The 21,984-nt window shown below is 71.3% G+C and carries 17 protein-coding genes and 3 tRNA genes; 14 read left to right on the top strand and 6 right to left on the bottom strand.

Translation table 11 applies throughout. The annotated features are described in order from the left end of the window. The first annotated feature begins 2 nt into the window (after window positions 1–2). The 4 genes from ACFYX4_RS03485 (at window position 3) to ACFYX4_RS03470 (ending at window position 6,227) form a co-directional block, all read left to right on the top strand. Window positions 3–1,277, top strand: a complete 1,275-nt coding sequence (locus ACFYX4_RS03485) for a deoxyguanosinetriphosphate triphosphohydrolase (protein ID WP_389325069.1) — start codon at window positions 3–5, stop codon at window positions 1,275–1,277. A gap of 148 nt (window positions 1,278–1,425) precedes the next feature. Beyond that, on the top strand, window positions 1,426–2,691 hold the full coding sequence (locus tag ACFYX4_RS03480; protein ID WP_389325067.1) for an NAD(P)/FAD-dependent oxidoreductase: 1,266 nt from the start codon (window positions 1,426–1,428) through the stop codon (window positions 2,689–2,691). A 164-nt stretch (window positions 2,692–2,855) separates the two neighbouring features. Then, on the top strand, window positions 2,856–4,781 hold the full coding sequence (gene dnaG, locus ACFYX4_RS03475) for a DNA primase (RefSeq protein ID WP_389325064.1): 1,926 nt from the start codon (window positions 2,856–2,858) through the stop codon (window positions 4,779–4,781). A gap of 81 nt (window positions 4,782–4,862) precedes the next feature. Next, window positions 4,863–6,227 carry an RNA polymerase sigma factor gene (locus tag ACFYX4_RS03470; protein ID WP_389325061.1) on the top strand — a complete coding sequence of 455 codons (1,365 nt, stop codon included), beginning with the start codon at window positions 4,863–4,865 and terminating at the stop codon, window positions 6,225–6,227. Between the two features lie 165 nt (window positions 6,228–6,392). Here ACFYX4_RS03470 and ACFYX4_RS03465 read toward each other — a convergent pair whose 3' ends face one another. The 4 genes from ACFYX4_RS03465 to ACFYX4_RS03450 form a co-directional block, all read right to left on the bottom strand. Beyond that, entirely contained in the window at window positions 6,393–8,321 is a 1,929-nt protein-coding gene (locus ACFYX4_RS03465) for an ABC transporter ATP-binding protein (protein ID WP_389325058.1), read from the bottom strand. Beyond that, window positions 8,321–10,054, bottom strand: coding sequence for an ABC transporter ATP-binding protein (locus ACFYX4_RS03460; protein ID WP_389325055.1), 1,734 nt, complete (start codon window positions 10,052–10,054; stop codon window positions 8,321–8,323). Before ACFYX4_RS03460 ends, ACFYX4_RS03465 begins: the two co-directional genes overlap by 1 nt. Before the next feature lie 736 nt (window positions 10,055–10,790). Beyond that, window positions 10,791–12,242 carry an FGGY family carbohydrate kinase gene (locus tag ACFYX4_RS03455; RefSeq protein ID WP_389325052.1) on the bottom strand — a complete coding sequence of 484 codons (1,452 nt, stop codon included), beginning with the start codon at window positions 12,240–12,242 and terminating at the stop codon, window positions 10,791–10,793. 51 nt (window positions 12,243–12,293) lie between these two features. After that, on the bottom strand, window positions 12,294–12,599 hold the full coding sequence (locus tag ACFYX4_RS03450) for a YtxH domain-containing protein (protein WP_389325049.1): 306 nt from the start codon (window positions 12,597–12,599) through the stop codon (window positions 12,294–12,296). A 158-nt stretch (window positions 12,600–12,757) separates the two neighbouring features. On the opposite strand from ACFYX4_RS03450, the gene ACFYX4_RS03445 reads away from it, so the two are divergent. The 3 genes from ACFYX4_RS03445 (at window position 12,758) to ACFYX4_RS03435 (ending at window position 13,165) form a co-directional block, all read left to right on the top strand. Next, window positions 12,758–12,830: transfer RNA gene (locus tag ACFYX4_RS03445), tRNA-Asn, on the top strand. 5 nt (window positions 12,831–12,835) lie between these two features. Beyond that, window positions 12,836–12,908: transfer RNA gene (locus ACFYX4_RS03440), tRNA-Asn, on the top strand. 180 nt (window positions 12,909–13,088) lie between these two features. Beyond that, a tRNA-Ile gene (locus ACFYX4_RS03435) sits at window positions 13,089–13,165 on the top strand. Window positions 13,166–13,508: 343 nt separating this feature from the next. On the opposite strand, the gene ACFYX4_RS03430 is transcribed toward ACFYX4_RS03435, so the two are convergent. Next, window positions 13,509–14,471 carry an SDR family NAD(P)-dependent oxidoreductase gene (locus ACFYX4_RS03430; protein WP_389325046.1) on the bottom strand — a complete coding sequence of 321 codons (963 nt, stop codon included), beginning with the start codon at window positions 14,469–14,471 and terminating at the stop codon, window positions 13,509–13,511. A 310-nt stretch (window positions 14,472–14,781) separates the two neighbouring features. On the opposite strand from ACFYX4_RS03430, the gene ACFYX4_RS03425 reads away from it, so the two are divergent. Next, window positions 14,782–14,937 carry a hypothetical protein gene (locus ACFYX4_RS03425; RefSeq protein ID WP_389325043.1) on the top strand — a complete coding sequence of 52 codons (156 nt, stop codon included), beginning with the start codon at window positions 14,782–14,784 and terminating at the stop codon, window positions 14,935–14,937. A 474-nt stretch (window positions 14,938–15,411) separates the two neighbouring features. Here ACFYX4_RS03425 and ACFYX4_RS03420 read toward each other — a convergent pair whose 3' ends face one another. Beyond that, on the bottom strand, window positions 15,412–15,897 hold the full coding sequence (locus tag ACFYX4_RS03420) for a MarR family winged helix-turn-helix transcriptional regulator (RefSeq protein WP_389325040.1): 486 nt from the start codon (window positions 15,895–15,897) through the stop codon (window positions 15,412–15,414). A gap of 146 nt (window positions 15,898–16,043) precedes the next feature. On the opposite strand from ACFYX4_RS03420, the gene ACFYX4_RS03415 reads away from it, so the two are divergent. The 6 genes from ACFYX4_RS03415 (at window position 16,044) to ACFYX4_RS03390 (ending at window position 21,964) form a co-directional block, all read left to right on the top strand. Next, window positions 16,044–17,204, top strand: coding sequence for a PP2C family protein-serine/threonine phosphatase (locus ACFYX4_RS03415; protein ID WP_389325036.1), 1,161 nt, complete (start codon window positions 16,044–16,046; stop codon window positions 17,202–17,204). A 152-nt stretch (window positions 17,205–17,356) separates the two neighbouring features. Next, window positions 17,357–18,253: an STAS domain-containing protein gene (locus ACFYX4_RS03410; RefSeq protein WP_389325033.1), complete on the top strand. Its 897-nt coding sequence runs from the start codon at window positions 17,357–17,359 to the stop codon at window positions 18,251–18,253. Beyond that, a complete protein-coding gene (locus ACFYX4_RS03405; RefSeq protein WP_389325030.1) occupies window positions 18,250–18,645 on the top strand; it encodes an STAS domain-containing protein in 396 nt (131 codons plus the stop codon). The genes ACFYX4_RS03410 and ACFYX4_RS03405 overlap by 4 nt, the downstream gene beginning before the upstream one ends. Then, window positions 18,646–19,092, top strand: a complete 447-nt coding sequence (locus ACFYX4_RS03400; protein WP_389325027.1) for an anti-sigma regulatory factor — start codon at window positions 18,646–18,648, stop codon at window positions 19,090–19,092. Beyond that, a complete protein-coding gene (locus ACFYX4_RS03395; RefSeq protein WP_389325024.1) occupies window positions 19,089–20,144 on the top strand; it encodes an ATP-binding SpoIIE family protein phosphatase in 1,056 nt (351 codons plus the stop codon). The genes ACFYX4_RS03400 and ACFYX4_RS03395 overlap by 4 nt, the downstream gene beginning before the upstream one ends. Then, complete coding sequence (locus tag ACFYX4_RS03390; protein ID WP_389325021.1) at window positions 20,141–21,964, top strand: PP2C family protein-serine/threonine phosphatase; 1,824 nt, start codon at window positions 20,141–20,143, stop codon at window positions 21,962–21,964. The genes ACFYX4_RS03395 and ACFYX4_RS03390 overlap by 4 nt, the downstream gene beginning before the upstream one ends. Window positions 21,965–21,984: the final 20 nt, after the last annotated feature.

Below are 21,984 nucleotides of genomic sequence, written 5' to 3'. Positions count from 1 at the left end.
GCATGGAAGGCACCGCATCCCCCACCCCCTATGACCCCACGTCAGTGGCCCGCTGGGCCCCCGAGCCCGACAAACGCCCAGGCCGTACCGCCTTCCAGCGGGACCGCGCCCGCATCCTGCACTCCTCCGCGCTCAGGAGGCTCGCCGGCAAGACCCAGGTCGTCACGCCGGGAGCCGGCAGCCCGGCCTGGGACGCCACGCCGCGCACCCGCCTCACCCACTCCCTGGAGTGCGCCCAGGTCGGCCGTGAGCTGGGCGCGGCCCTCGGCTGCGACCCCGACCTCGTCGAAGCGGCCTGTCTCTCCCACGACCTCGGCCACCCCCCGTTCGGCCACAACGGCGAACAGGCCCTGAACGACTTCGCCCACGACTGCGGCGGCTTCGAGGGCAACGCCCAGTCCCTGCGGCTCCTCACCCGCATCGAGCCCAAGCGGTTCGAGCCCGAGGGCTCCGTCGGCCTCAACCTCACCCGCGCCACCCTCGACGCCGCCACCAAGTACCCCTGGCCGCGCGGCGCCCACCCCGCCGACCCCGCGTCCCCGAAGTTCGGCGTCTACGACGACGACCGGCCCGTCTTCGACTGGGTCCGCGAGCAGGCCCCCGGCACCCGCACCTGCTTCGAGGCCCAGGTCATGGACTGGGCCGACGACGTCGCCTACTCGGTGCACGACGTGGAGGACGGACTGCACGCCGGCCACATCGACCCCGGCTGCCTGCACGCCGAGCCGGAACGCCAGGAGGTCTTCCGCGTCGCGGTCGGCCGTTACGTCCCCGCGGACACCGACCCGGCCGAACTCGCCGCCGCCCTCGACCGCCTCCAGGACCAGGAGTGGTGGCCGCACGGCTACGACGGCACCGCCGCCGCCCAGGCCCGGCTGAAGGACGCCACCAGCCAGCTCATCGGCCGCTTCTGCCTCGCCGCCGAAGCCGCCACCCGCGCCCGGCACGGCTCCGGCCGCCTCACCCGCTACGGCGCCGAACTCGTCGTACCGCGCGGGACGCGCCTGGAGTGCGCGGTCCTCAAGGCCGTCGCCGACCGGTACGTGATGCAGCGCGCCGAGCAGGAACTGCTCCGCGCCGACCAGCGGGTCGTCATCACCGAGATCGCCGAGGCGCTCACCGCGCGCGCCCCCTACGATCTCGACCCCCAGTTCCGCGCCCTGTTCGACCAGGCGCCCGACGACCGGGCCCGCAAGCGCGTGATCGTCGACCAGATCGCCTCCCTCACCGACGCCTCGGCCCGGTCCTTGCACGCGCGCCTGACGACACGCTCCTGAAGAGGCGTATGTGACTCATAAGTGACCCTCCGTGGCCTGATCGGGCCACTCCCTCTTCCCCCCTCACGCTCCGTGCGGGACGCTCGTGTGGCGGAACGAGCAGTGTTCACTGGAGGGCCACCCCCCGGACCCCCGTAGGAGGCATCACGTGGTCGACGCGGATCAGACATTCGTCATCGTCGGAGGAGGCCTGGCCGGCGCCAAGGCGGCCGAGACGCTCAGGGCGGAGGGCTTCACCGGCCGCGTGATACTGATCTGCGACGAACGCGACCACCCCTACGAGCGCCCACCCCTGTCCAAGGGCTACCTCCTCGGCAAGGAGCCCCGCGAGAGCGTCTTCGTGCACGAACCCGCCTGGTACGCGCAGAACGACGTCGAGCTCCACCTCGGCCAGACCGTCGACGCCATCGACCGCACGGCGAAGACGGTCCGCTTCGGCGACGACGGCACGCTCGTCCACTACGACAAGCTGCTCCTGGCCACCGGCGCCGAACCGCGCCGTCTGGACATCCCCGGCACCGACCTCGCCGGCGTCCACCACCTGCGCCGTCTCGCGCACGCCGAGCGCCTCAAGGGCGTCCTGGCCGCCCTCGGCCGCGACAACGGCCACATCGTGATCGCCGGCGCGGGCTGGATCGGCCTGGAGATCGCGGCGGCGGCCCGCGAGTACGGCGCGGAGGTCACCGTCGTCGAGCCGGAGCCGACCCCGCTGCACAGCGTCCTCGGCCCGGAGCTGGGCAACGTCTTCGCCGAGCTGCACCGCGAGCGCGGCGTCCGCTTCCGGTTCGGCGTCCGGCTGACCGAGATCGTCGGCCAGGACGGCATGGTGCTCGCCGCCCGCACCGACGACGGGGAGGAGCACCCCGCGCACGACGTGCTCGCCGCGATCGGCGCGGCCCCCCGCACGAGCCTGGCGGAGGCCGCCGGACTGCGGCTGGCCGACCGGGCCGACGGCGGCGGCGTCGCCGTCGACGCGAGCCTGCGCACCTCCGACCCCGACATCTACGCCGCCGGCGACGTCGCGTCCTTCCCGCTCGGGCTCTTCGACACCACCCTGCGCGTCGAGCACTGGGCCAACGCCCTCAACAGCGGCCCGGTCGCCGCCCGCGCGATGCTCGGCAAGGACGTCGCCTACGACCGGGTGCCTTATTTCTTCACCGACCAGTACGACCTGGGCATGGAGTACAGCGGATGGGCGCCGCCGGGGACCTACGACGAGGTGGTCATCCGGGGCGACGCGGGCAAGCGGGAGTTCATCGCGTTCTGGCTGCGGGAGGGGAGGGTGCTGGCGGGGATGAACGTGAACGTGTGGGACGTCACAGAGGCGATTCAGAAGGTGATCCGGGCGGGGGTCTCCGTGGACGCGGAGGCCCTGGCGGACCCGCACGTCCCGCTCGAAAGCCTCGCGTCCTGAGCGTCACCGCGCCCCAGAGGTGTCGGGACCCCCAGCCGGGAGGCGACGCGCCCCAGAGGTGTCGGGCCGGCCCCGTGCTGTGATTCCCGGGGGGCGCCCCCCGGACCCCCAGCCGGGAGGCGACGCGCCCCAGAGGTGTCGGGCCGGCCCCGTAGAATTCACGCGTGGCAGGACGGATCAATGACGAGGATGTGAAGGCTGTTCGGGACGCGGTCCCGATCGACGCCGTCGTGTCCGAGTACCTCCAGCTGCGCAACGCGGGCGGCGGCAACCTCAAGGGCCTGTGCCCGTTCCACGACGAGAAGTCGCCGTCCTTCCAGGTCAGCCCCAGCAAGGGTCTCTTCCACTGCTTCGGCTGCCAGGAGGGCGGCGACACCATCACGTTCGTGATGAAGGTCGACCACCTCACCTTCTCCGAGGCGGTCGAGCGGCTCGCCGCCCAGGCCGGCATCACCCTGCGCTACGAGGAGGGCGGCTACAACCCCTCCCACCAGCGCGGCGAGCGGATCCGCCTGGTAGAGGCCCACAAGATCGCCGCCGACTGGTACGCGGAGCAGCTCGCCGTCAGCCCCGAGGCCGACACCGGCCGGATCTTCCTCGCCGAACGCGGGTTCGACCAGGCCGCCGCCGTCCACTTCGGCGTCGGCTACAGCCCCCAGGGCTGGGACCACCTCACCCGCTTCCTGCGCGGCAAGGGCTTCAGCGACAAGGAGCTGATCCTCTCCGGGCTCGCCCAGGAGGGCCGCCGCGGCCCCATCGACCGCTTCCGGGGCCGGCTGATGTGGCCGATCCGCGACATCGGCGGCGACGTCGTCGGCTTCGGCGCCCGCAAGCTGTACGAGGCGGACAACGGGCCCAAGTACCTCAACACGCCCGAGACGGCGATCTACAAGAAGTCGAACGTCCTCTACGGCATCGACCTCGCGAAGAAGGAGATCGCCAAGTCGTCCCGCGCGGTCGTCGTCGAGGGCTACACCGACGTCATGGCCTGCCACCTCGCCGGGGTGACGACGGCCATCGCGACCTGCGGCACCGCCTTCGGCGGCGACCACATCAAGATCCTGCGCCGGCTCCTCATGGACAACGGCAGCGCCCGCGTCATCTTCACCTTCGACGGCGACGCCGCCGGCCAGAAGGCCGCCCTGCGGGCCTTCGAGGACGACCAGAAGTTCGCCGCCGAGACCTACATCGCCATCGCCCCCGACGGCATGGACCCCTGCGACCTGCGCCTGGCCAAGGGCGACGAGGCCGTCGCCGACCTGGTCGAACCCCGCACCCCGCTCTTCGAGTTCGCGCTCCGCCAGATCGTGGTCCGCTACGACCTCGACACCCCGGCGGGCCGCGCCGCCGCGCTCGACGAGGCCGCGCCGATCGTCGCCCGCATCAAGAACAGCGGCGCCCAGCACGAGGTCGCCGTCCAGCTCGCCGGCATGCTCGGCATCCTCGACACCCAGTTCGTCGTCAAACGCGTGGCGCAGCTGGCCCGTTGGGCCCGCGAGCGCGGCGGCAGCGGTGGCGGCGGCGGTGGGCGCGGCCCCGGGCCGGCCCGCGGCGGCGACGCCCGGTCGTACGAGGCCGCCCCCCGCCCCACCTCCTCGGGCCCCGCGCTCACCCTGCGCAACCCCGTCTTCGCCACCGAACGCGAGCTGCTCAAACTCGCCCTGCAACGCCCCGAGTTGGTCTCCCCGGCCTTCGACGCGTACGGCGTCGACGAGTTCACCGCCGCCCCCTACGCCGCCGTACGCCAGGCCGTCCTGGACGCGGGCGGCGCCGAGTACGGCACGCAGGACCCGCAGGACTACCTCGTCCGTGTCCGCGAGGCGGCCCCCGACGACGTCGTCCGCGCGATGGTGACGGAGCTGGCGGTCGAGGCGATCATGCGCAAGACGGTCGACGACGTGTACGCCGGCGCCCAGCTGGTCACCGTCCGCCGCCGTGCCGTGGAGCGGCGCATCCGCGACGTCCAGTCCCAGCTGGCCCGGCATGCCGCCGGCGGCGACCCCGCCCAACTGGCCGCCGTCCAGAACGAACTGTGGATCCTCCAGCAGTACGACCAGGCCCTGCGCGAGCACGGAGCCGCGGCTCTCTGAGCACGCCGTCACGGCACGGACGCAAAAAGTCATGGCACGCCCCTCGTGGCGGCGATGTGTCGTACCCCACACTGGGGTGCGGTGCCTGAGTCCTCGGAGCGCGGCCGGTCCGTCCCCCACGGGTCCCACACCCCCGCGGTTCCGCTCGTCGCGTACGGGACGGACAGCGGCGAGGCCGCCGACTCCGCCCTCGAAGCAGCGCTGCCGCGCATTCCGGCAGCGAAAATCCTGGAGGTCGCCCCCGTGCAGACCCAGACCCTCACCCACACCGAAGCCCGTACCGACGGCACGGAACCGGACGCCGAGGCGGACGTCCTGGACGCGGTCCCGCCGCAGAACCGGGCCGCGCTGCACCCGGAGGCGGAGACGGACGCGGACGCGGAGACGGAGACGGACGCGGAGACGGACGCGGGCGCCGGCGGGGAACCGGACGGCCCGCCCGCCGATGCCCTGGAGGGCGCCCCCGAGGCATCCGAGGCCGTCGACGCCCCAGAGCCCGCCGAGGCGCCCGCTCCTCGCGCCGCCGACACCGCCGGCCCCTCCTCCGACCTGTTCCGCCAGTACCTGCGCGAGATCGGCCGGATCCCGCTGCTCACCGCCGCCGAGGAGGTCGAACTCGCCCGCCGCGTCGAGGCCGGCCTCTTCGCCGAGGAGAAGCTGGGCACCGCACGCGACCTGGACAGCGAACTCGCCCTGGATCTGGATCGGTTGGTCGTCATGGGCCGGATGGCCAAGCGGCGGCTGATCGAGGCCAACCTGCGCCTCGTCGTGTCGGTGGCGAAACGGTACGTCGGGCGCGGTCTGACCATGCTCGACCTGGTCCAGGAGGGCAACCTCGGGCTGATCCGGGCGGTCGAGAAGTTCGACTACGCGCGCGGCTACAAGTTCTCGACGTACGCCACCTGGTGGATCCGGCAGGCCATGTCCCGTGCCCTCGCGGACCAGGCCCGCACGATACGGGTCCCCGTGCACGTGGTGGAGCTGATCAACCGGGTCGTGCGGGTGCAGCGCCGCATGCTCCAGGAGCGGGGCTGTGAGCCGACGGCCGACGAGGTCGCCGCGCATCTCGACCTCGCGCCGGAACGGGTCGGCGAAGTGCTGCGGCTGGCCCAGGAGCCGGTGTCGCTGCACGCGCCGGTGGGCGAGGAGGACGACGTGGCGCTCGGCGACCTCATCGAGGACGGCGACGCGGCGAGTCCGGTGGAGTCGGCGGCGTTCCTGCTGCTGCGCGAACACCTGGAGGCGGTGCTCTCCACGCTCGGCGAGCGCGAACGCAAGGTGGTTCAGCTCCGGTACGGCTTGGCGGACGGGCGTCCGCGCACGCTGGAGGAGATCGGGCGGATCTTCGGCGTCACGCGGGAGCGCATACGCCAGATCGAGTCGAAGACCCTGAACAAACTCCGCGACCACGCTTTCGCGGACCAGCTGAGGGGCTACCTCGACTGAGGCTTCCTCGCCCCGCCGCCCCTACCCGTCCCACCCCCGGGGGCTGCCGCCCCCGGACCCCCCTTTTCCCCACCGAGTCGGGTGGTGGGTGGGCATAGGCCCGGGGGCCCGGGGGCGGAGCCCCCAGGGCCGGTCGGGATCCCAGGGGGCCAGAGAGCGGCGGGATCAGTCGAGTTCAGTCGCCGCCTGGGCGAACTGGGCCTCGTACAACCGCGCGTACACCCCGCCGGAGGCGAGCAGCTCCGCATGCGCGCCCTGCTCCACGATCGCGCCGTTCTCCATCACCAGGATCGTGTCCGCGTCCCGGATCGTGGACAGCCGGTGCGCGATCACGAACGACGTCCGCCCGTGCGCCAGCTTCGCCATCGCCTTCTGGATCAGCACCTCCGTACGGGTGTCGACCGAGGACGTCGCCTCGTCGAGCACGAGGATCACCGGGTCCGACAGGAACGCCCGAGCGATGGTGATCAGCTGCTTCTCACCCGCGCTCACCCCGCTCCCCTCGTCGTCGATCACGGTGTCGTACCCGTCGGGCAGCGTCCGTACGAACCGGTCCGCGTGGGCCGCCCGCGCCGCCTCCTCGATCTCGCCCCGCGTGACCTCCCGCGACGCCCCGTACGCGATGTTCTCCGCGATGGTGCCGCCGAACAGCCAGGTGTCCTGGAGCACCATGCCGATCCCGGCGCGCAGCTCGTCCCGGGACATCGCGGCGACGTCGACGCCGTCGAGGGTGATGCGCCCGCCGGAGACGTCGTAGAACCGCATGAGCAGGTTGACCAGCGTGGTCTTGCCCGCGCCGGTCGGGCCGACGATCGCGACCGTGTGCCCCGGCTCGACGACCAGCGACAGGTCCTCGATCAGCGGCTTGTCGGGGTCGTACCGGAAGGACACGCCCTCCAGCGCCACCCGCCCGCGCAGCTCGGCCGGCCGCACGCCCGCCACCGGGTCCGGCGTCTGCTCCTCCGCGTCCAGCAGCTCGAAGATCCGCTCGGCGGAGGCGACGCCCGACTGCACCAGGTTCGCCATGGACGCGACCTGCGTCAGCGGCATCGAGAACTGCCGCGAGTACTGGATGAAGGCCTGCACATCGCCGATGGAGAGGGAGCCGGAGGCGACCCGCAGCCCGCCCACCACCGCCACCAGCACGTAGTTGATGTTCGACACGAAGAACATCAGCGGCTGCATCACCCCGCTGTTGAACTGCGCCCTGAACCCGGCCTCGTACAGCGCCTCGTTCTGCTCGGCGAACTGCCGCGCCGACTCCTCCTGCCGGCCGAACACCTTCACCAGGGTGTGCCCGGTGTACATCTCCTCGATGTGCGCGTTCAGCTTGCCGGTGGAGCGCCACTGCTGCACGAAGTGCGGCTGCGACCGCTTGCCGACCCGCGCCGCGACGACCGCCGACAGCGGCACGGTGACCAGCGCGACCAGCGCGAGGAGCCACGACACCCAGAACATCATCGCCAGCACGCCGACGATGGTGAGCAGCGAGTTGATGAGCTGGCCCAGCGACTGCTGGAGGGTCTGCCCGATGTTGTCGATGTCGTTCGTCGCCCGGGACAGCACCTCGCCGCGCTGCCGCTTGTCGAAGTACGACAGCGGCAGCCGCGACAGCTTCGTCTGGACGTCCTCGCGCATCCGGAACATCGTGCGGTTGACGGCCGCGTTGACCAGCCGTGTCGCCACCGCCATCAGCAGACCGGCGACGAGGAACACCGCGAGCGCGATCAGCAGCACCCGGCCGACCGCGTCGAAGTCGATGCCCTTGCCGGGGGTGAAGTCGGTGCTGCGGAGCATGTCGGCGACCTCGCCCTCGCCGCGCTGCCGCATCGAGTCGAGGACCTGCTCCTTGTCGGACCCGGCCGGCATCTCGCGTCCGACGATGCCGGCGAAGACGAGGTCGGTGGCCTTGCCGAGGATCTTCGGCCCGACGACGTTCAGGCCCACGCTCACGACGACGCAGAACAGCATCGCGTACAGGGTGAGCCGTTCCGCCCTGAACTGGGCGAGGAGCCGCCGACCGGACACCTTGAAGTCCAGCGAGCGGTTCTCCGGTCCGGTCCCGGCCATCATGCGCCCCATGGGCCCGGCCATCAGGCAGCCTCCGCTTCCGTCAGCTGGGAGAGCACGATCTCCCGGTAGGTCTCGTTGTCCGCCATCAGCTCGGTGTGCGTGCCCGCGCCGACGACCCGGCCCTCGTCGAGGACGACGATCCGGTCCGCGTCCCGGATGGTCGCCACGCGCTGGGCGACGATCACGACGGTCGCCTCGGCGGTCTCCCGTCCGAGCGCCGCGCGCAGCGCCGCGTCGGTGGCGTAGTCGAGGGCGGAGAAGGAGTCGTCGAAGAGGTAGATCTCCGGGCGCTGCACGAGCGTGCGGGCGATGGCGAGCCGCTGCCGCTGGCCGCCGGAGACGTTGGTGCCGCCCTGGGCGACGGGGGAGTCGAGCCCGTTCTCCAGCCGCTCGACGAACTCCCTGGCCTGCGCCACCTCCAGCGCGTGCCACAGCTCCTCGTCGGTCGCGTCGGGGTTGCCGTAGCGCAGGTTGGTGGCGACGGTGCCCGCGAAGAGGTACGGCCGCTGCGGCACGAGTCCGACGGTGCGCGCGAGCAGCTCCGGCTCGAGGTCGGCGACAGGCGTCCCGTCGACGAGCACCTCGCCGTCGGTGGCGTCGAACAGCCGGGGGACCAGCCCGAGCAGGGTCGACTTGCCGCTGCCGGTCGAGCCGATCACGGCGGTCACCTCGCCCGGCCGTGCCTCCAGGTCGATCGACCTGAGCACCGGCTCCTCGGCGCCCGGGTAGCGGAAGCCCGCCCCGCGCAGCTCCAGATGCCCGTGCCGACGCAGCTCGCGCACCGGCGCGGCCGGCGGCACGACGCTCGACTCCGTGTCCAGGACCTCCTGGATGCGCTCGGCGCACACCTCCGCGCGCGGCACCATCATGAACATGAAGGTGGCCATCATCACGGACATCACGATCTGCATGAGGTAGGCGAGGAACGCGGTCAGGTCGCCGATCTGCATCCCGCCGCTGCCGATCCGGTGGGCGCCGAACCACACCACCGCGATCGACGACAGGTTCACCGTGGTCATGACCACCGGGAACATCAGGGCGAGGAGGTTGCCGGCCCGCAGCGAGATGTCGGTGAGGTCGGCGTTGGCCTTCCGGAAGCGCTGCTCCTCGTACTCGTCGCGGACGAAGGCGCGGATGACGCGGTTGCCGGTGATCTGCTCGCGCAGCACCCGGTTCACCGTGTCCAGCCGCTCCTGCATGGACCGGAACAGGGGGCGCAGCCGCAGCACGATCAGCGTCACGCAGATGCCGAGCACCGGTACGACGGCCACGAGGACCGCGGACAGCGGCACGTCCAGGCCGAGCGCCAGCACGATGCCGCCCACGCACATGATCGGCGCCGACACCATCAGCGTGAACGTCATCAGGGCGAGCATCTGGATCTGCTGGACGTCGTTCGTCGTCCGCGTGATCAGCGAGGGCGCGCCGAACTGGCCGAGCTCGCGGGCGGAGAAGGACTGCACCCGGTCGAAGACGGCCGCCCGCACGTCCCGGCCGAGCGCCGCCGCCGTTCTCGCGCCGTAGTACACGGCGCCGATGTTGCACACGACCTGCACCAGCGAGATGCCGATCATCAGCCCGCCGAAGGACAGGATCGCTCCGGTGTCCCCGTCGACGACACCGTCGTCGATGATGTCGGCGTTCAGGGTGGGCAGGTAGAGGGTGGCACAGGTCTGAAGGAACTGAAGCGCCACCAGCAGGGCGATGGGTTTCTTGTACGGCCTGAGATAGGTCCGCAGAAGTCGTATGAGCACGCTACGTCTCTCGGAGTCGCCGAAGAGGGCATTCGATAGCCCGTGGCCCCTATCGTCAAACACTCCACCGGCGTTACCTCAACTGATTAACGGGCGACAGCCGTGCTATGGCCCTGCGGGGGGCTGGACGGGGGTGAGCTGTAGCGGGGGTGAGGGTCGGCGGGGTGCCGCGGGCGGGGACGGCTTTTGCGGTGCGCCGCGTGGAGGCGCCGGCGGGGTTGTCGCGCCCCGCGGAGGGGGCGGGGGCCAGCCGTGTGCCGCGCTCCGTGGAGGGCGCTGGCCGGCGGGCTGCACCCGTGGGCAGCGCCGGCTGTGGGTCGGACCTCGGGCGGATGCGGGCTCCAGACAGCACCTCACAACGGGTGCGGGCTGTGGGCCGTGCCCCGGCGGGCGTCGGTCGTGCCGTGTCGAGCGGCGAGACACCCTGCGGGGCCGCACGCTCCACGGGCGGCACTTCCCGGTGCCTCCCGGGGCACTGCCCGGCCGCACCCCCGGCGTGTGCCGCGTCGAGCGGTGAGACGTCCTACGCCGACGCGTCCGGCGGCAGCCGCCTGCCGTGTGCGGGGCCGCACGCTCCACGGGCGGCACTCCCCGGCGCCCAGCCCCCCGGGGCACTCCCCGGCAGGTCCCCTCCGTGGGCCGCATCCCGCAGCCCGGTTTCTGCCGCGCGGTCGGCCGTACGCCCCGTGCGGCCCGCTCGCCCGGCTGCCCCGCTCACCCCATCCGCCACTCCTGGCTACCGGAACGCCCCGGGGTGGGTCTGTTCTCTCACCGAGACGTACTGCTGGCGTATTGCCTGGCCCACTGCCAGGTCGTCGCCCGGGTCCAGTACCTGGGCTGCTGCGCCGTTCCAGGGTGGGGGGTTGCGGGGGTCCAGGGTGCCCTGGGAGACGCCGAGGGCCCAGGCGGCCTGGCGGGCGGCGCCGATCGCCGCGTAGTCGGCGGGCTGCGGCACGACGACCTGGGCTCCGAACAGCGCGGGCGCGGCCGCCTGCACCGCGGGCAGTTCGGCCGCCGCGCCCAGCAGGAAGATGCGCCGCACCTCCACGCCCCGTCCGCGCAGCACGTCGAGCGCGTCCGCGAGGCCGCACAGCATGCCCTCGAAGGCGGCCCGCGCGAAGTGCTCGGGCTTCATCGACTCGCGGCGCAGCCCGGTCAACGTGCCCGCCGTGTGCGGAAGATTCGGCGTGCGCTCACCCTCCAGATAGGGGAGCAGCACCAGCCCGTGCGACCCCGGCGTCGACTTCATCGCCAGGTCGGACAGGCTCTCCAGATCCGGCGCCCCGAGCAGCTCGACGGCCCCGCGCAGGGTCCGTACGGCGTTCAGGGTGGTGACGACGGGCAGGTGCATGCCCGTCGCGTCCGCCAGGGAGGTGATCATCCCGCTCTGGTCGACGAGCGCCTCGGGATGCACCGCCATCACGGAGCCGGATGCGCCCAGCGACACGACGGCGTCGCCGAGCCCGATGCCGAGCCCGAACGCGGCGGCCATGGTCTCGCCGGTGCCGGCGGAGATCAGCAGCCCCTCCGGGGTCGTACCGGCCGCCTCGGCGGGCCCGATCACCTCGGGCAGCATGGCCTGGTGGCCGAGCGCCAGCTCGACGAGGTCGGCTCGGTAGCCGCCGGTCGCGGCCGACCAGTAGCCGGTGCCGGACGCGCCGCCCCGGTCCGTGGTCCTGCGCACGGGCCGCCCGAGCAACTGCCACACCAGCCAGTCGTGGGCCTGCATCAGAACGGCGGAGCGCAGGGCGGCGTCCGGCTCGTTCTTCGCGAGCCAGCGCAGCTTGGTGACGGGCTGCGCGGCCTGCGGCACGGACCCGACTGCCTGCGCCCACGCCTGACGGCCGCCGAGCGCGTCGATCAGATCGGCCGCCGCGACCTGCGCCCGCTTGTCGCCGCCGACCATCGCGGGCCGCACGGTGTTGCCCTGCGAGTCCAGCGGCACGACCGCGTTCTGCTGCGCGGACACGCCGATGGCCTGCACGCCTTCGAGGAGTCCGCCGCCGGCCGCCTCCCCGAGGGAGAGCAGCCAGGCCTGCGGATCGACGTCGGAGGGACGGCCGCCACCCTCGGCACCCTCCAGCGGATGCGGCGCATACCCCTGCCGGAGCACGGCTCCGGTGTCCGCGTCGCAGACGACGATGCGAGTGAAATCGGGTGCACTGTCCAACCCGGCGACTATCCCCATGGCGAAAATTCTGCCGCACCGCGGGGGGTGACCGTGTCGGCCCGTACGCCACTACGTGTTGCTGGTGCCCCAGTCGTCCGAACCATTGCTGTGCACGGACCGCTCGCGCAGCGACCGCACACGGTCCGCGACCGAGTCGGGCATCCGGTCCCCGACCTTGTCGCTCACCACGTGGTAGGCCCGCCCGGCGAACTGGCGGCCCTGCTGAGCCGCCGTCTCCGCGGTGTTGCGGACGGCGGGGTTCTGCGCGACCTGCCGGGCGGACTTCTTGAGCTGTTCGTACCGCTCGCGTCCGGCTCGCGTGCCCAGCACGTACCCCAGGGCGAGTCCGACGACGAACGTGAGCCGGTAGCGCATGGCGGCCACCCTTCCCTCTGTAGGCATCTGGTGCGGCATCGGCGCCGGGAGGGAACCGATTGGCGGAGCACCCCCCTGCTTGCGCTAATGTATGTGTCGCAGCGAGCGCCCGCCCCCTGGCGAATACCCAGGTCGGTACGTTCGATGCAACGAGGCATTCCTCCGTAGCTCAATTGGCAGAGCAGCCGGCTGTTAACCGGCAGGTTACTGGTTCGAGTCCAGTCGGGGGAGCTCGGTCCTCCGTAGCTCAATTGGCAGAGCAGCCGGCTGTTAACCGGCAGGTTACTGGTTCGAGTCCAGTCGGGGGAGCATCGTGATCGAGGACCCCGTAGGGGTCCTTTTTCATGTCGGTCTCCCGCCGGCGGGAACGGCGCAGGTCGCGGCGCGGTCCTCCGGGCCGCACAAGGGCGGACCAGCCGAAGCGTGAGATCGTATGAGCGGCTATGCTGCGGCAGACGGCGCGCACACATGTACGCGACACGCCGCTATGGGGCGGTAGCTCAGCCGGTTAGAGCAGCGGACTCATAATCCGCCGGCCGTGGGTTCGAGTCCCACCCGCCCCACCACAGTTGTAACGCCCTGACTTGTGGAAACGCCCGTTCGGTATACCCGTGGGCGAGCCCGGTACCGCACGGACACCGCACCGAGCCCTCGTACGCTGGTTCGCATGGCCTACATCAAGACGAAGAAGCTGAGGTCCGGAGGGATCTCGCACACGGTCGAGTAGCGGGCCGGCGGTGGTCGTACCGGGGCTTGGTGCACCGAGACCTTCGACGATCTCGACCCGGCGCAACGCTTCCGGGACCTGGTGAACGGTCACGGACAGCAATGGCCGCCGGGGTGGGTCAAGGGCAAAGGGTTCGTCGAAGCGTCGGAGCCCTCGCTGTCGCCGGCCGAGCAGTTCCCGACCTACGCTCGGTGCCGTTCCTCGGTGATGCGATCTACTTCGAGGAGCCGTTGGGCACGCCGGAGGGGAACACGCACGCCGCTATACAGGGGCAGGCGATCAGCGACGGATGGTTCTGGCATCCCTCGACGCCGACCACCAACCCCATCAGCAAGGCGTCGATCCTCTCCCATGCGGTCGATCTGGAGCCGAAGAGGACTGAGGCCGTCGCCGGTCGGCACGTGCGAGAGTGTCACCGGACGTAGAGGGCTGATCAGGCTTGAGGCTGCCTGCGGATGCCGATGGCCCGGTTCATCAGGGAGTCGAACATGCGGTCCGAGACCATGCCGCGCAGGGTGATCAGGGGGCGGGCGCCGAACCCTGCGGCGTAGCGGGTCTTGGGCGTGCGTGCGGTGACGGCCTCGGCGATCGCGTCCGCGATGACGGACGGCGGGGACTCGCGCCGGGCGTTCGCCTCCGAGTTCAACGCGGCCAGGACGGCCGCGGCCTGGGCGGCGCAAGGGCCCGCCCCGGAGGCTTCCTGGAGTTCGGCGGCCGTGACGGTGTTGCCCGCGGTCCGGATGTTGCCGGGTTCGACGATGACGACGTCGATGCCGAAGGGCTTGGTCTCCAGGCGCAGGCAGTCGCTCAGCGCCTCCCGCCCCGAACACGTTGACTTCGGCCTGGCGACGGACCTCGTCCATAGAGACGTCCTCCACCGCACCGTAGGAGCCGTAGCCGGCGCTGTCGACCAGAACGTCGATACGGCCTGTTTCGGCGATGACCTGGCCGACGCCGGCCCGGATCGACTCGTCGCGCGAGACGTCCATCGCCAGCGGGATGACGCCCGCCGCGGCTGCGTCGTCGAGGCTGCGGGCGCGCCTCGCGGCGCCATAGACGTTGTAGCCGAGTTCGTGCAGCTTGACCGCTGTCGCTTCGCCGATTCCTGACGAAGCGCCGGTGACCAGAGCGGTCCTGGAGGTCACGATGACTCCTCCGGCGGAGCGGAGTCGGCGGGTGAGGGGGCCGTTGTGCGACCGGGTGCGTGCCCAGGGGGGCGGGTTCTTCGGCGGGACCGGGTCGTTGTTCACGGTGAACACCGACAACCGGCCGAAAAAGGTGGCAGATGAGTAAGAAGCAGAACGCAAGCACCGGTCCGTGAACCGGACACCTCGCCGCGGCCCGTCCACAGCACCGAGCGCCGTAGCCACGGCCCCCGTGCAGAGTGGGGCAGCCCAGCGGCGGCCACGGCGGGAGCGTCTCGGTCATCATGCCGCGCGGACGTACATCCGGCTGATGGAGCATGGAGCGCACACCGTGCAGGAGTTGTGCGAAACGGTGGGCTACACCGAGCGGACGATCGTCAAGCACCTGGGTGGGCTGTCGGACCACGGTCTGGCGGTGCAGCGTGCTGATGGGCGCTGGGCGCCGACGGACCGGAGGCCGGTGTGATCCGCGGTGTTCTGCCTGCGGATCAGGTGCGCGGCCGAGTGACGGTGTCCAGGGTGAGGTGCGCCAGGCGGCTGCCCAGCGCGGTGCCGACGCCGAAGACGAGGCCGCGGCAGAACAGAGCGGCGGCGGAAGCGCTGTCCCACCGTGCCGCTCGGGTCTTCCGTCCGTGCTGCCCGGGGGGCGATTGCCCGGACCGAGAAAGCGCGTGCCCTCCGCTCTGCGTACGACGCCCGGGGACGCCCAGAGCCGAGGCGTGCTCGACACCTTCGCGCAGGTGACTACGGGGGGGCGAAGGGGCTCGCGGCATCAACCGCCAACAGTTGCCATTTGACAACTATGGCCGGAGGGCAACAAAGTAAACCGTGTCAGATGTGCGCGGAGAGGACTGGGAATGTTCCGGTGGGCCCGGGCCACGCCGTGCATTGAGCCCTTGGAGCCGGGTTTGGGCGAGGGGTCGGCACCGCGTAGGTCCGTTCAGGCGGACCTGCTGTCGGGCTGCTCGGCCTCGTCGTGCATCTGCGTCGCGGCTGCTTCGCAGAAGGCTTCCAGTCCTTCCAGCAGCGCGGCCCGCTTGACGGCGGGCATGTGGGCGAGGACTGTTTGCAGCACTTTCTCCCGCCTCGCGCGCAGGTCGGCCAGGAAGGCGTGACCCCGGCTGCTGAGGTGGAGGCGCACTTCGCGTCTGTCGGCCGGACTGATGACGCGCTCGACGAAGCCGGCGGCCTGCAGTCGGTCGCACAGGCGGCTTGTCGACGGAGGGGTGGAGGCGAGGCGGTCGGCGAGGGTGCGCAGGTTGATGCCTTCGTTGTGCTCGAGGACGAGCAGCACACGCAGTTGGGACGCGGAGGCGGGTGCGGTCGCGGCCTGACCCCACAGCACTTCCAGCAACTCCCCGGCCGTGGAGGTCACACGGGCGATCTCACGTGGCTCTGGGCGGGGGCTGAAGGAAGTCACAGTCACACTCTCGCAGGCACTGGGATGCCCGTCAGCGTACTAGGTGTCCGAACCGGTAACAGGTGGATGGACGGGCCGACTCCGTCGGCAGAAGCGACCGCACCATGTGCGGGCCATGTCAGCATCCGGTGAAGGATTGGTGATTTACCATCGTGAACAGATTCGTGGCCGTTGAGCGCGCTCTGCGCACAGCGGCGCCCCATGAGTTGCTCGACGCCGTCCGTCGCGCGCTCTGCGAGCAGTACGCGGCGACAGTCGTCGAGCTGTTCATGGCCGACTACGGCCTGACGGTGCTACAGCCGGTGTCCGTGCTGCCGCACACCCTGGAGCCGGTGTCGGTGCACAACAGCCCGGCCGGCCGGGCCTTCGGGTCCCAGCAGCCCTTCGTGGAGCGTCTCGCAGGCCGCGAGGTACGCGTGCACCTGCCCGTCAGTGTGCGCGGGGACCGGCTCGGTGTGCTCTCGGTCACCTTGCCGAGCGCGGAGAGCGCCGACGGCTGCGTGACTGCGCTGGCCGAGGTCGCCGAGGTCCTGGGGCACGAGGTGATCGTGGCTGAGCGGGACACGGACCTGTACCTGCAAGCGCGGCGCAAGGACCGGCTCACCCTGGCCGCTGAGATGCAGTGGCAGCTGCTCCCGGGCCGCGCTTGCGCTCGCCCCGAGTACGAGCTGGGCGCCCAACTGGAGCCCGCGTACGCGATCTTCGGCGACAACTTCGACTGGTCCGCGACCGCCGACCGGCTCATGTTGTACGTGACCAACGGCATGGGCGAGGGCATCGAGGCCTCCCTGCTGACGAACCTGGCCATCAACGCCCTGCGCAACGCGCGGCGGGCCGACATCCCGCTCGCCGACCAGGCGGCCCTGGCTGACCAGGCCGTCTACGCCCATTACCAGGGCCGCTGTTACCTGTCCGTCCTCATGTTCGACTTCGATCTGGCCACCGGGCACGCCCGGGTGGTGGACGCCGGCTCCCCCCAGACACTGCGGCTGCGGGGCGGTGCGGTGGAACGGATCACCTTCGACGCCCAGCTGCCGCTGGGCATGTTCGAGGAGACCGACTACGTGACGCAGGAGTTCAAGGTAGAACCCGGAGACCGGCTCATCTTCGTCAGCGACGGCGTTCATGCGGTCGCCTCTCCGCTCGGAGAGGCCTACGGAGAGGCCGCGCTGGCCCGGGCGATCATGGCCACCCGGCTACTGCCCGCCGCGGAGGTCCCGCGCGCCATCCTGCGTGAGCTGACCGGCCACCGCGGCCAACAGCTTCCCGCCGACGACGCCCTCGTCGTCTGCCTGGACTGGCACGGCCGGTAACCGGACCGGGGCGGTGCGTTCACGCCGGCCGGACAAGATTCACCGGGCGCGTGTTGTTTGCTCAGCACCGCCGACGCTAATGTTTGTCGCAGGGCAACAGTTGGGCACCGGACGTCGACCGGCGGCCAGTCGGCCCTGACCATAGGGAGAGCATGCAGGTGAGTCAGGAAGCGGCCGGCGACTCCGCAGCACAACTGGTGAGCGCCTTCTTGGACAGGCGCCGGGAGCAGGTGGCCCAGAGGTGGGCGGATGCCGCGCTGTTCCGCACGGTGTTCACCGTCTCCCGGGACGAGGCGGTGGAGGCATGCAAGGCGGTGGTGGACGCCCTGTCCGCGGTGGCCGCCTCCGGCCGGCTGGAGGACATCGTGGCCCCCGGTTTCGGGTCGGTGCGCGAGCAGTTGGGGCGGATGGCCGCCTCCCGGGTCCGCAGAGGTTTCACTCCGGCCCAGGTCGCCGATGAGGTCTCCGCCCTTCGCTCACCCGTGACCGAGCTGCTGCGCGGCGAGTTCCCCGATCCTGCGGGAGCGCAGGCGCACGAGTGCGTACTGGTTCTTACGGTGTTGATGGGAACGCTGCGCACGGTGGTGATGGAGACGACGCTGAGCGCGGGCGAAGAACTGATTCAGCGTCAGCAGCTACAGCTCCTGGAAGTGGCCACTCCGGTGATCAAGTTGTGGGAGGGTGTCGTCGCCGTCCCACTGATCGGCACTCTGGACAGTGCGCGCAGCCAGGTCGTCATGGAGAGCCTTCTGGACGCGGTCGTCGCGGAACGCGCCCAGTACGCCATCCTCGACATCACCGGCGTGCCCACCGTGGACACGCTGGTGGCCCAGCATCTGATGAAGACGGTGGCCGCTGCGCGGCTCATGGGCGCCGAATGCCTGGTTTCCGGTATACGCCCCGCGATCGCGCAGACCATCGTTCACCTCGGCATCGAACTCGGGTCCGTGCGCACCCATGCCGCTCTGGCCGACGCGCTTGCTTATGCCCTGGGACAGCAGGGTGTCGAGATATCCGCCCGGACACCGCCCAGCTCGGCCTTGCGATGACCAGCCCGGCCCTCGGCCGTTCGACACCTGTACCGGTCCTGGTACTGGGGGACGTCCTGCTGGTCACCCTTCAGGGCGAGTTGCACGATGCCACGGCGGAGCAGCTGCGTCACGACATCGCCGCACGTATCGCGGGCAGCACCGCTGCCGACGTGGTGATCGACATCTCCGGGGTCGACATCGTTGATTCGTTTCTCGGCCGGGTCCTGGCGGAGATCGCCTCCACCTCCCGCTTGCTGGCCGCGCGGACGGTGGTGGCCGGGATGAGACCCGCGGTGGCGATCACACTGGTCGAGCTGGGGCTCGATCTGCCCGGGCTGGTCACGGCCCTTGACGTCGACCGTGCGATGGACCTGCTCAGATCGGCCACCCCGGCGGAGGGGGGTACTTAAATGCAGGCCTTCCCCGACGCCGCCACGAGGATCCTGCCGATCGGCTCAGACGTGGATCTGGGGTGGACGAGGCACGAGGTGCGGCAGATCGCCGCAGAGCTCGGGTTCAGCCTCGTCCAGCAGACCAAGCTGGTCACCGCAGCGAGCGAGCTGGCCCGCAACACCCTCGTCCACGGCGGGGGCGGCCATATGGAGATCACGGTCCTGGGCGGCGGGCCGGCGGCCGGGTTGCGGCTGTCCTTCGTGGACGCCGGACCGGGCATCCGAGACATCGAGCGCGCGATGACCGACGGATACACCACCGGCAACGGCATGGGCCTCGGGCTGAGCGGGGCGAAACGGCTGGTGCACGAGTTCGCCATCGACAGCCGTCCGGACCGAGGCACGACCGTGACCGTCGTCGCCTGGGTGTCGGGTGTGCCCTCGCCTCGCGCGGAGCCGAGATGAGCAGGGTCTGGGACGTCCCGGTGCAGGACTCGACCCGGGTCCGGGATGTCCGCGTGGCCACGGAGGAGGCTGCGGCCCACGCAGGGCTCGACACTCACCGCACCGCCGTAGCCGCTTTAGTGGCCACGGAACTGACGACCAATCTCCTCAAGCACGCCGGCGGCGGTCGCATCCTGATCAACCTCGTCGGCTCCGGCGACGGCCCCGGACCATCGGTACAGCTCACTGCCGTGGACACCGGACCGGGCATCGGTGACATCGCCATGGCCCTGCGCGACGGCTACACCACCGCCCACGCCTCGTTGGGCGCCGGGCTGGGCACCTGCCGGCGCCTGGCCAACGTGTTCGACCTGACCAGCCGGCACGGACGGGGAACGGTCGCGGTGGCCCGCATCGATCACCTCCCCCCATCCCTGCCTGCCCCGCACACAGCGGTGAGCGGCCCCTGCGCCGGGGGCATCAACATGGCCCTGGCACAAGCCGAGCACTCAGGAGACGACTGGGCCCACGTACGCGTCGGCTCGCACCTGACTCTGCTGCTCGCAGACGGCCTCGGACACGGTGTCGGGGCTGCGCGGGCCTCCACGGCCGCGGTGGAGGAACTGCGGCGACAGGCGCATCTGCCGCCGCCCGACATCCTCGCCCACCTCCACACCGCCCTGCGCCCCACGAGGGGAGCGGCCGTCGCCCTGGCCCAGCTGGACCTGGAAACCCACCGACTCCGGTTCGCGGGTGTCGGCAACGTCGGCGCGCGCCTGTTCACCGCCGGCGCCTGGGAACCGCTCATCTCCCACCCCGGCACCGTCGGTGCCGCCTTCCCCGCCACCGTCCCTGTCCAGCAGGCCCGTTGGCGCGAGGACAGCCTGCTCGTCCTGCACAGCGACGGGCTGCCCAGCCGCTGGACACCCCCCGACATCGCCGAACTCCGCGGCCACCACGCCGCGGTCGTGGCCGCGGCCATCCTGCGGGACGCCAGCAGCGCCGCCCGCCCCGCCCGGGACGACACCAGCGTGGCCGTCCTGGCCCCCGACCGTCGGACGGTACGCCCATGACCCATCGTGCTGAAGCCTTCAAGATCAGCTCGGCCGCCGACGCGGCCCACGTGCGGACCGCCCTAGCCCGCCTGACCAGGGCAGCTGATCTCCCACTCGTCGCCCGTCTGCGCTTTCTGACGGCTGTGACGGCGCAGCTTCGCCAGTGCCTCAGCGAGGGCGGGGTATGGGAACTGCTCCTCGATGCGCCGCAGGCCGCCCTCGACGGGGCCGGCAGGCTTGAGGTCACCGTGCGTCCAGCCGCCTCCTTGCCGCACGGCCCCCCTCCCTGGCAGCTCCAAGTCGCCCGTCCCTCACCCTGCCCCCTCTCACTCAGCCTGCTCTGCGACCTCCGCCCGGCGGGCACGGACGACACGGCACTCGCCGAGGCACTCCTGGCCGCGGACGAGGACACCGCGGCAGTCCTGGGGGGACTGCGGGAGCAAGAGGACCTCGTCCGCTTTCACCGCGAGGAGCTGTACCAGACCAACCAGGGGGTTCTGGCGCTCCATGCCGAGCTCGACGCCGCCGCGTTCCTCCAGCGCGATTTGCTCCGGGCCGAACAGTCCGCCCGCGCCGAGGCGGAGAGCGCACGCCGCCTGCTGACCTTCCTGACCGATGCCAGCGCCGCCCTGAGCGCCTCGCTCGATCACGAGGACATCCTGCACCGCCTGCCCGGCCTCCTCGTCCCGGCGTACGCCGACCAGGTCGATATCTGGCTCTTCGACGACGACCCGGGCCCGCGCACCATCCCCCGCCCGGCCGCCGCGGTCGTCGCCGCCCGCTCCGGCCGCCCGCAGCATGCGGCGGCCCACCCCGGCGGGCTGCCCGGCATCGACGACCATCCGCCCTCCGCCCTCGCGCCCGACCGTCCGCTGCTGTGCATCCCGCTCGCCGCCCATCGCCCCCTGGGTGTCCTGACCTTGACAGCACACGGCGCGCGCTTCGACCTGGACACCTCCGTCATGCTGGTCGAGCTGGCCCGCCGCGTCGGCATCGCCCTTGACAACGCCCGCCGCTACGAACAGCACCGCGACATCGCCGAAGCCCTCCAGCGCGCCCAGCTCACCGACCTGCCCACTCAGGACGGCCTGTTCCTCGCGGCCCGCTACCTGCCGGCCACCCACGGCCTCAACATCGGCGGCGACTGGTACGACGCCTTCAGCCAGCCGGACGGCAGCCTGCTCGTCGTCGTGGGGGACGTGACCGGACACGGTCTGCGCGCCGCCGTCATCATGGGACAGCTGCGCACCGCGCTGAGGGCATACGCCGTGGAGGGCGACAGCCCCGGCCGGATCCTGACCCGGCTGCACCACCTGGTCCGCCACCAGCAGCCCGACCTCTACGCGACCGCCGTCATCGTTCGCTTCCGCCCCGGCGATCCCGCCGTCGTCTGGGCGGCCGCCGGCCACCCACCACCCGTGCTGCGGGAGCCCGACGGCGCGGTGCACGTCATGGACACCAGGCCGGGAATCATGCTGGGAGTCCCAGTCTCGTACGACTACCAGGACCACACGCTCCTGCTCCCGGCCGGCTCGACCCTCGCTCTGTACACCGACGGGCTGGTGGAACGCCGCGCGCTCGGCATCGATCCGGGCATCCAGCGACTGGCCCACGCCCTGAGCGTGCTCAGCACGACGCAACTGGAACACGATCTCGACGGCTGCTCCGAAGCACTGCTCGAGCCCCTGCTTCACGGATCGGAACGGGACGACGACGTCTGCCTTCTGTTGTGCCGCACCGGCATCACGGCTCCCTCGAAAGCGGACACCTCAACGGCCTCGACGGGCACCGAACACCGATCCCGCCAGCCGTCCCGGCCACGGCCGACGGCGCGATAGCGTGGAGGTCACAAGGGGAG

The organism is Streptomyces sp. NPDC002328, assembly GCF_042890065.1.
Lineage (GTDB): Bacteria > Actinomycetota > Actinomycetes > Streptomycetales > Streptomycetaceae > Streptomyces.
The sequence above is the reverse complement of the archived record's forward strand: the minus strand, read 5'-3'. Positions and strand labels throughout refer to the sequence as shown.

Bases quoted from the DNA above. Each gene is read 5' to 3' on its own strand.
- ACFYX4_RS03395 (WP_389325024.1), top strand. From the start codon at position 19,089: ATGAGCAGGGTCTGGGACGTCCCGGTGCAGGACTCGACCCGGGTCCGG.
- ACFYX4_RS03425 (WP_389325043.1), top strand. From the start codon at position 14,782: ATGGAGCATGGAGCGCACACCGTGCAGGAGTTGTGCGAAACGGTGGGC.
- ACFYX4_RS03410 (WP_389325033.1), top strand. From the start codon at position 17,357: ATGCAGGTGAGTCAGGAAGCGGCCGGCGACTCCGCAGCACAACTGGTG.
- ACFYX4_RS03400 (WP_389325027.1), top strand. From the start codon at position 18,646: ATGCAGGCCTTCCCCGACGCCGCCACGAGGATCCTGCCGATCGGCTCA.
- ACFYX4_RS03465 (WP_389325058.1), bottom strand. From the start codon at position 8,321: ATGGCCGGGCCCATGGGGCGCATGATGGCCGGGACCGGACCGGAGAAC.
- ACFYX4_RS03455 (WP_389325052.1), bottom strand. From the start codon at position 12,242: ATGGGGATAGTCGCCGGGTTGGACAGTGCACCCGATTTCACTCGCATC.
- ACFYX4_RS03450 (WP_389325049.1), bottom strand. From the start codon at position 12,599: ATGCGCTACCGGCTCACGTTCGTCGTCGGACTCGCCCTGGGGTACGTG.
- ACFYX4_RS03485 (WP_389325069.1), top strand. From the start codon at position 3: ATGGAAGGCACCGCATCCCCCACCCCCTATGACCCCACGTCAGTGGCC.
- ACFYX4_RS03405 (WP_389325030.1), top strand. From the start codon at position 18,250: ATGACCAGCCCGGCCCTCGGCCGTTCGACACCTGTACCGGTCCTGGTA.
- ACFYX4_RS03390 (WP_389325021.1), top strand. From the start codon at position 20,141: ATGACCCATCGTGCTGAAGCCTTCAAGATCAGCTCGGCCGCCGACGCG.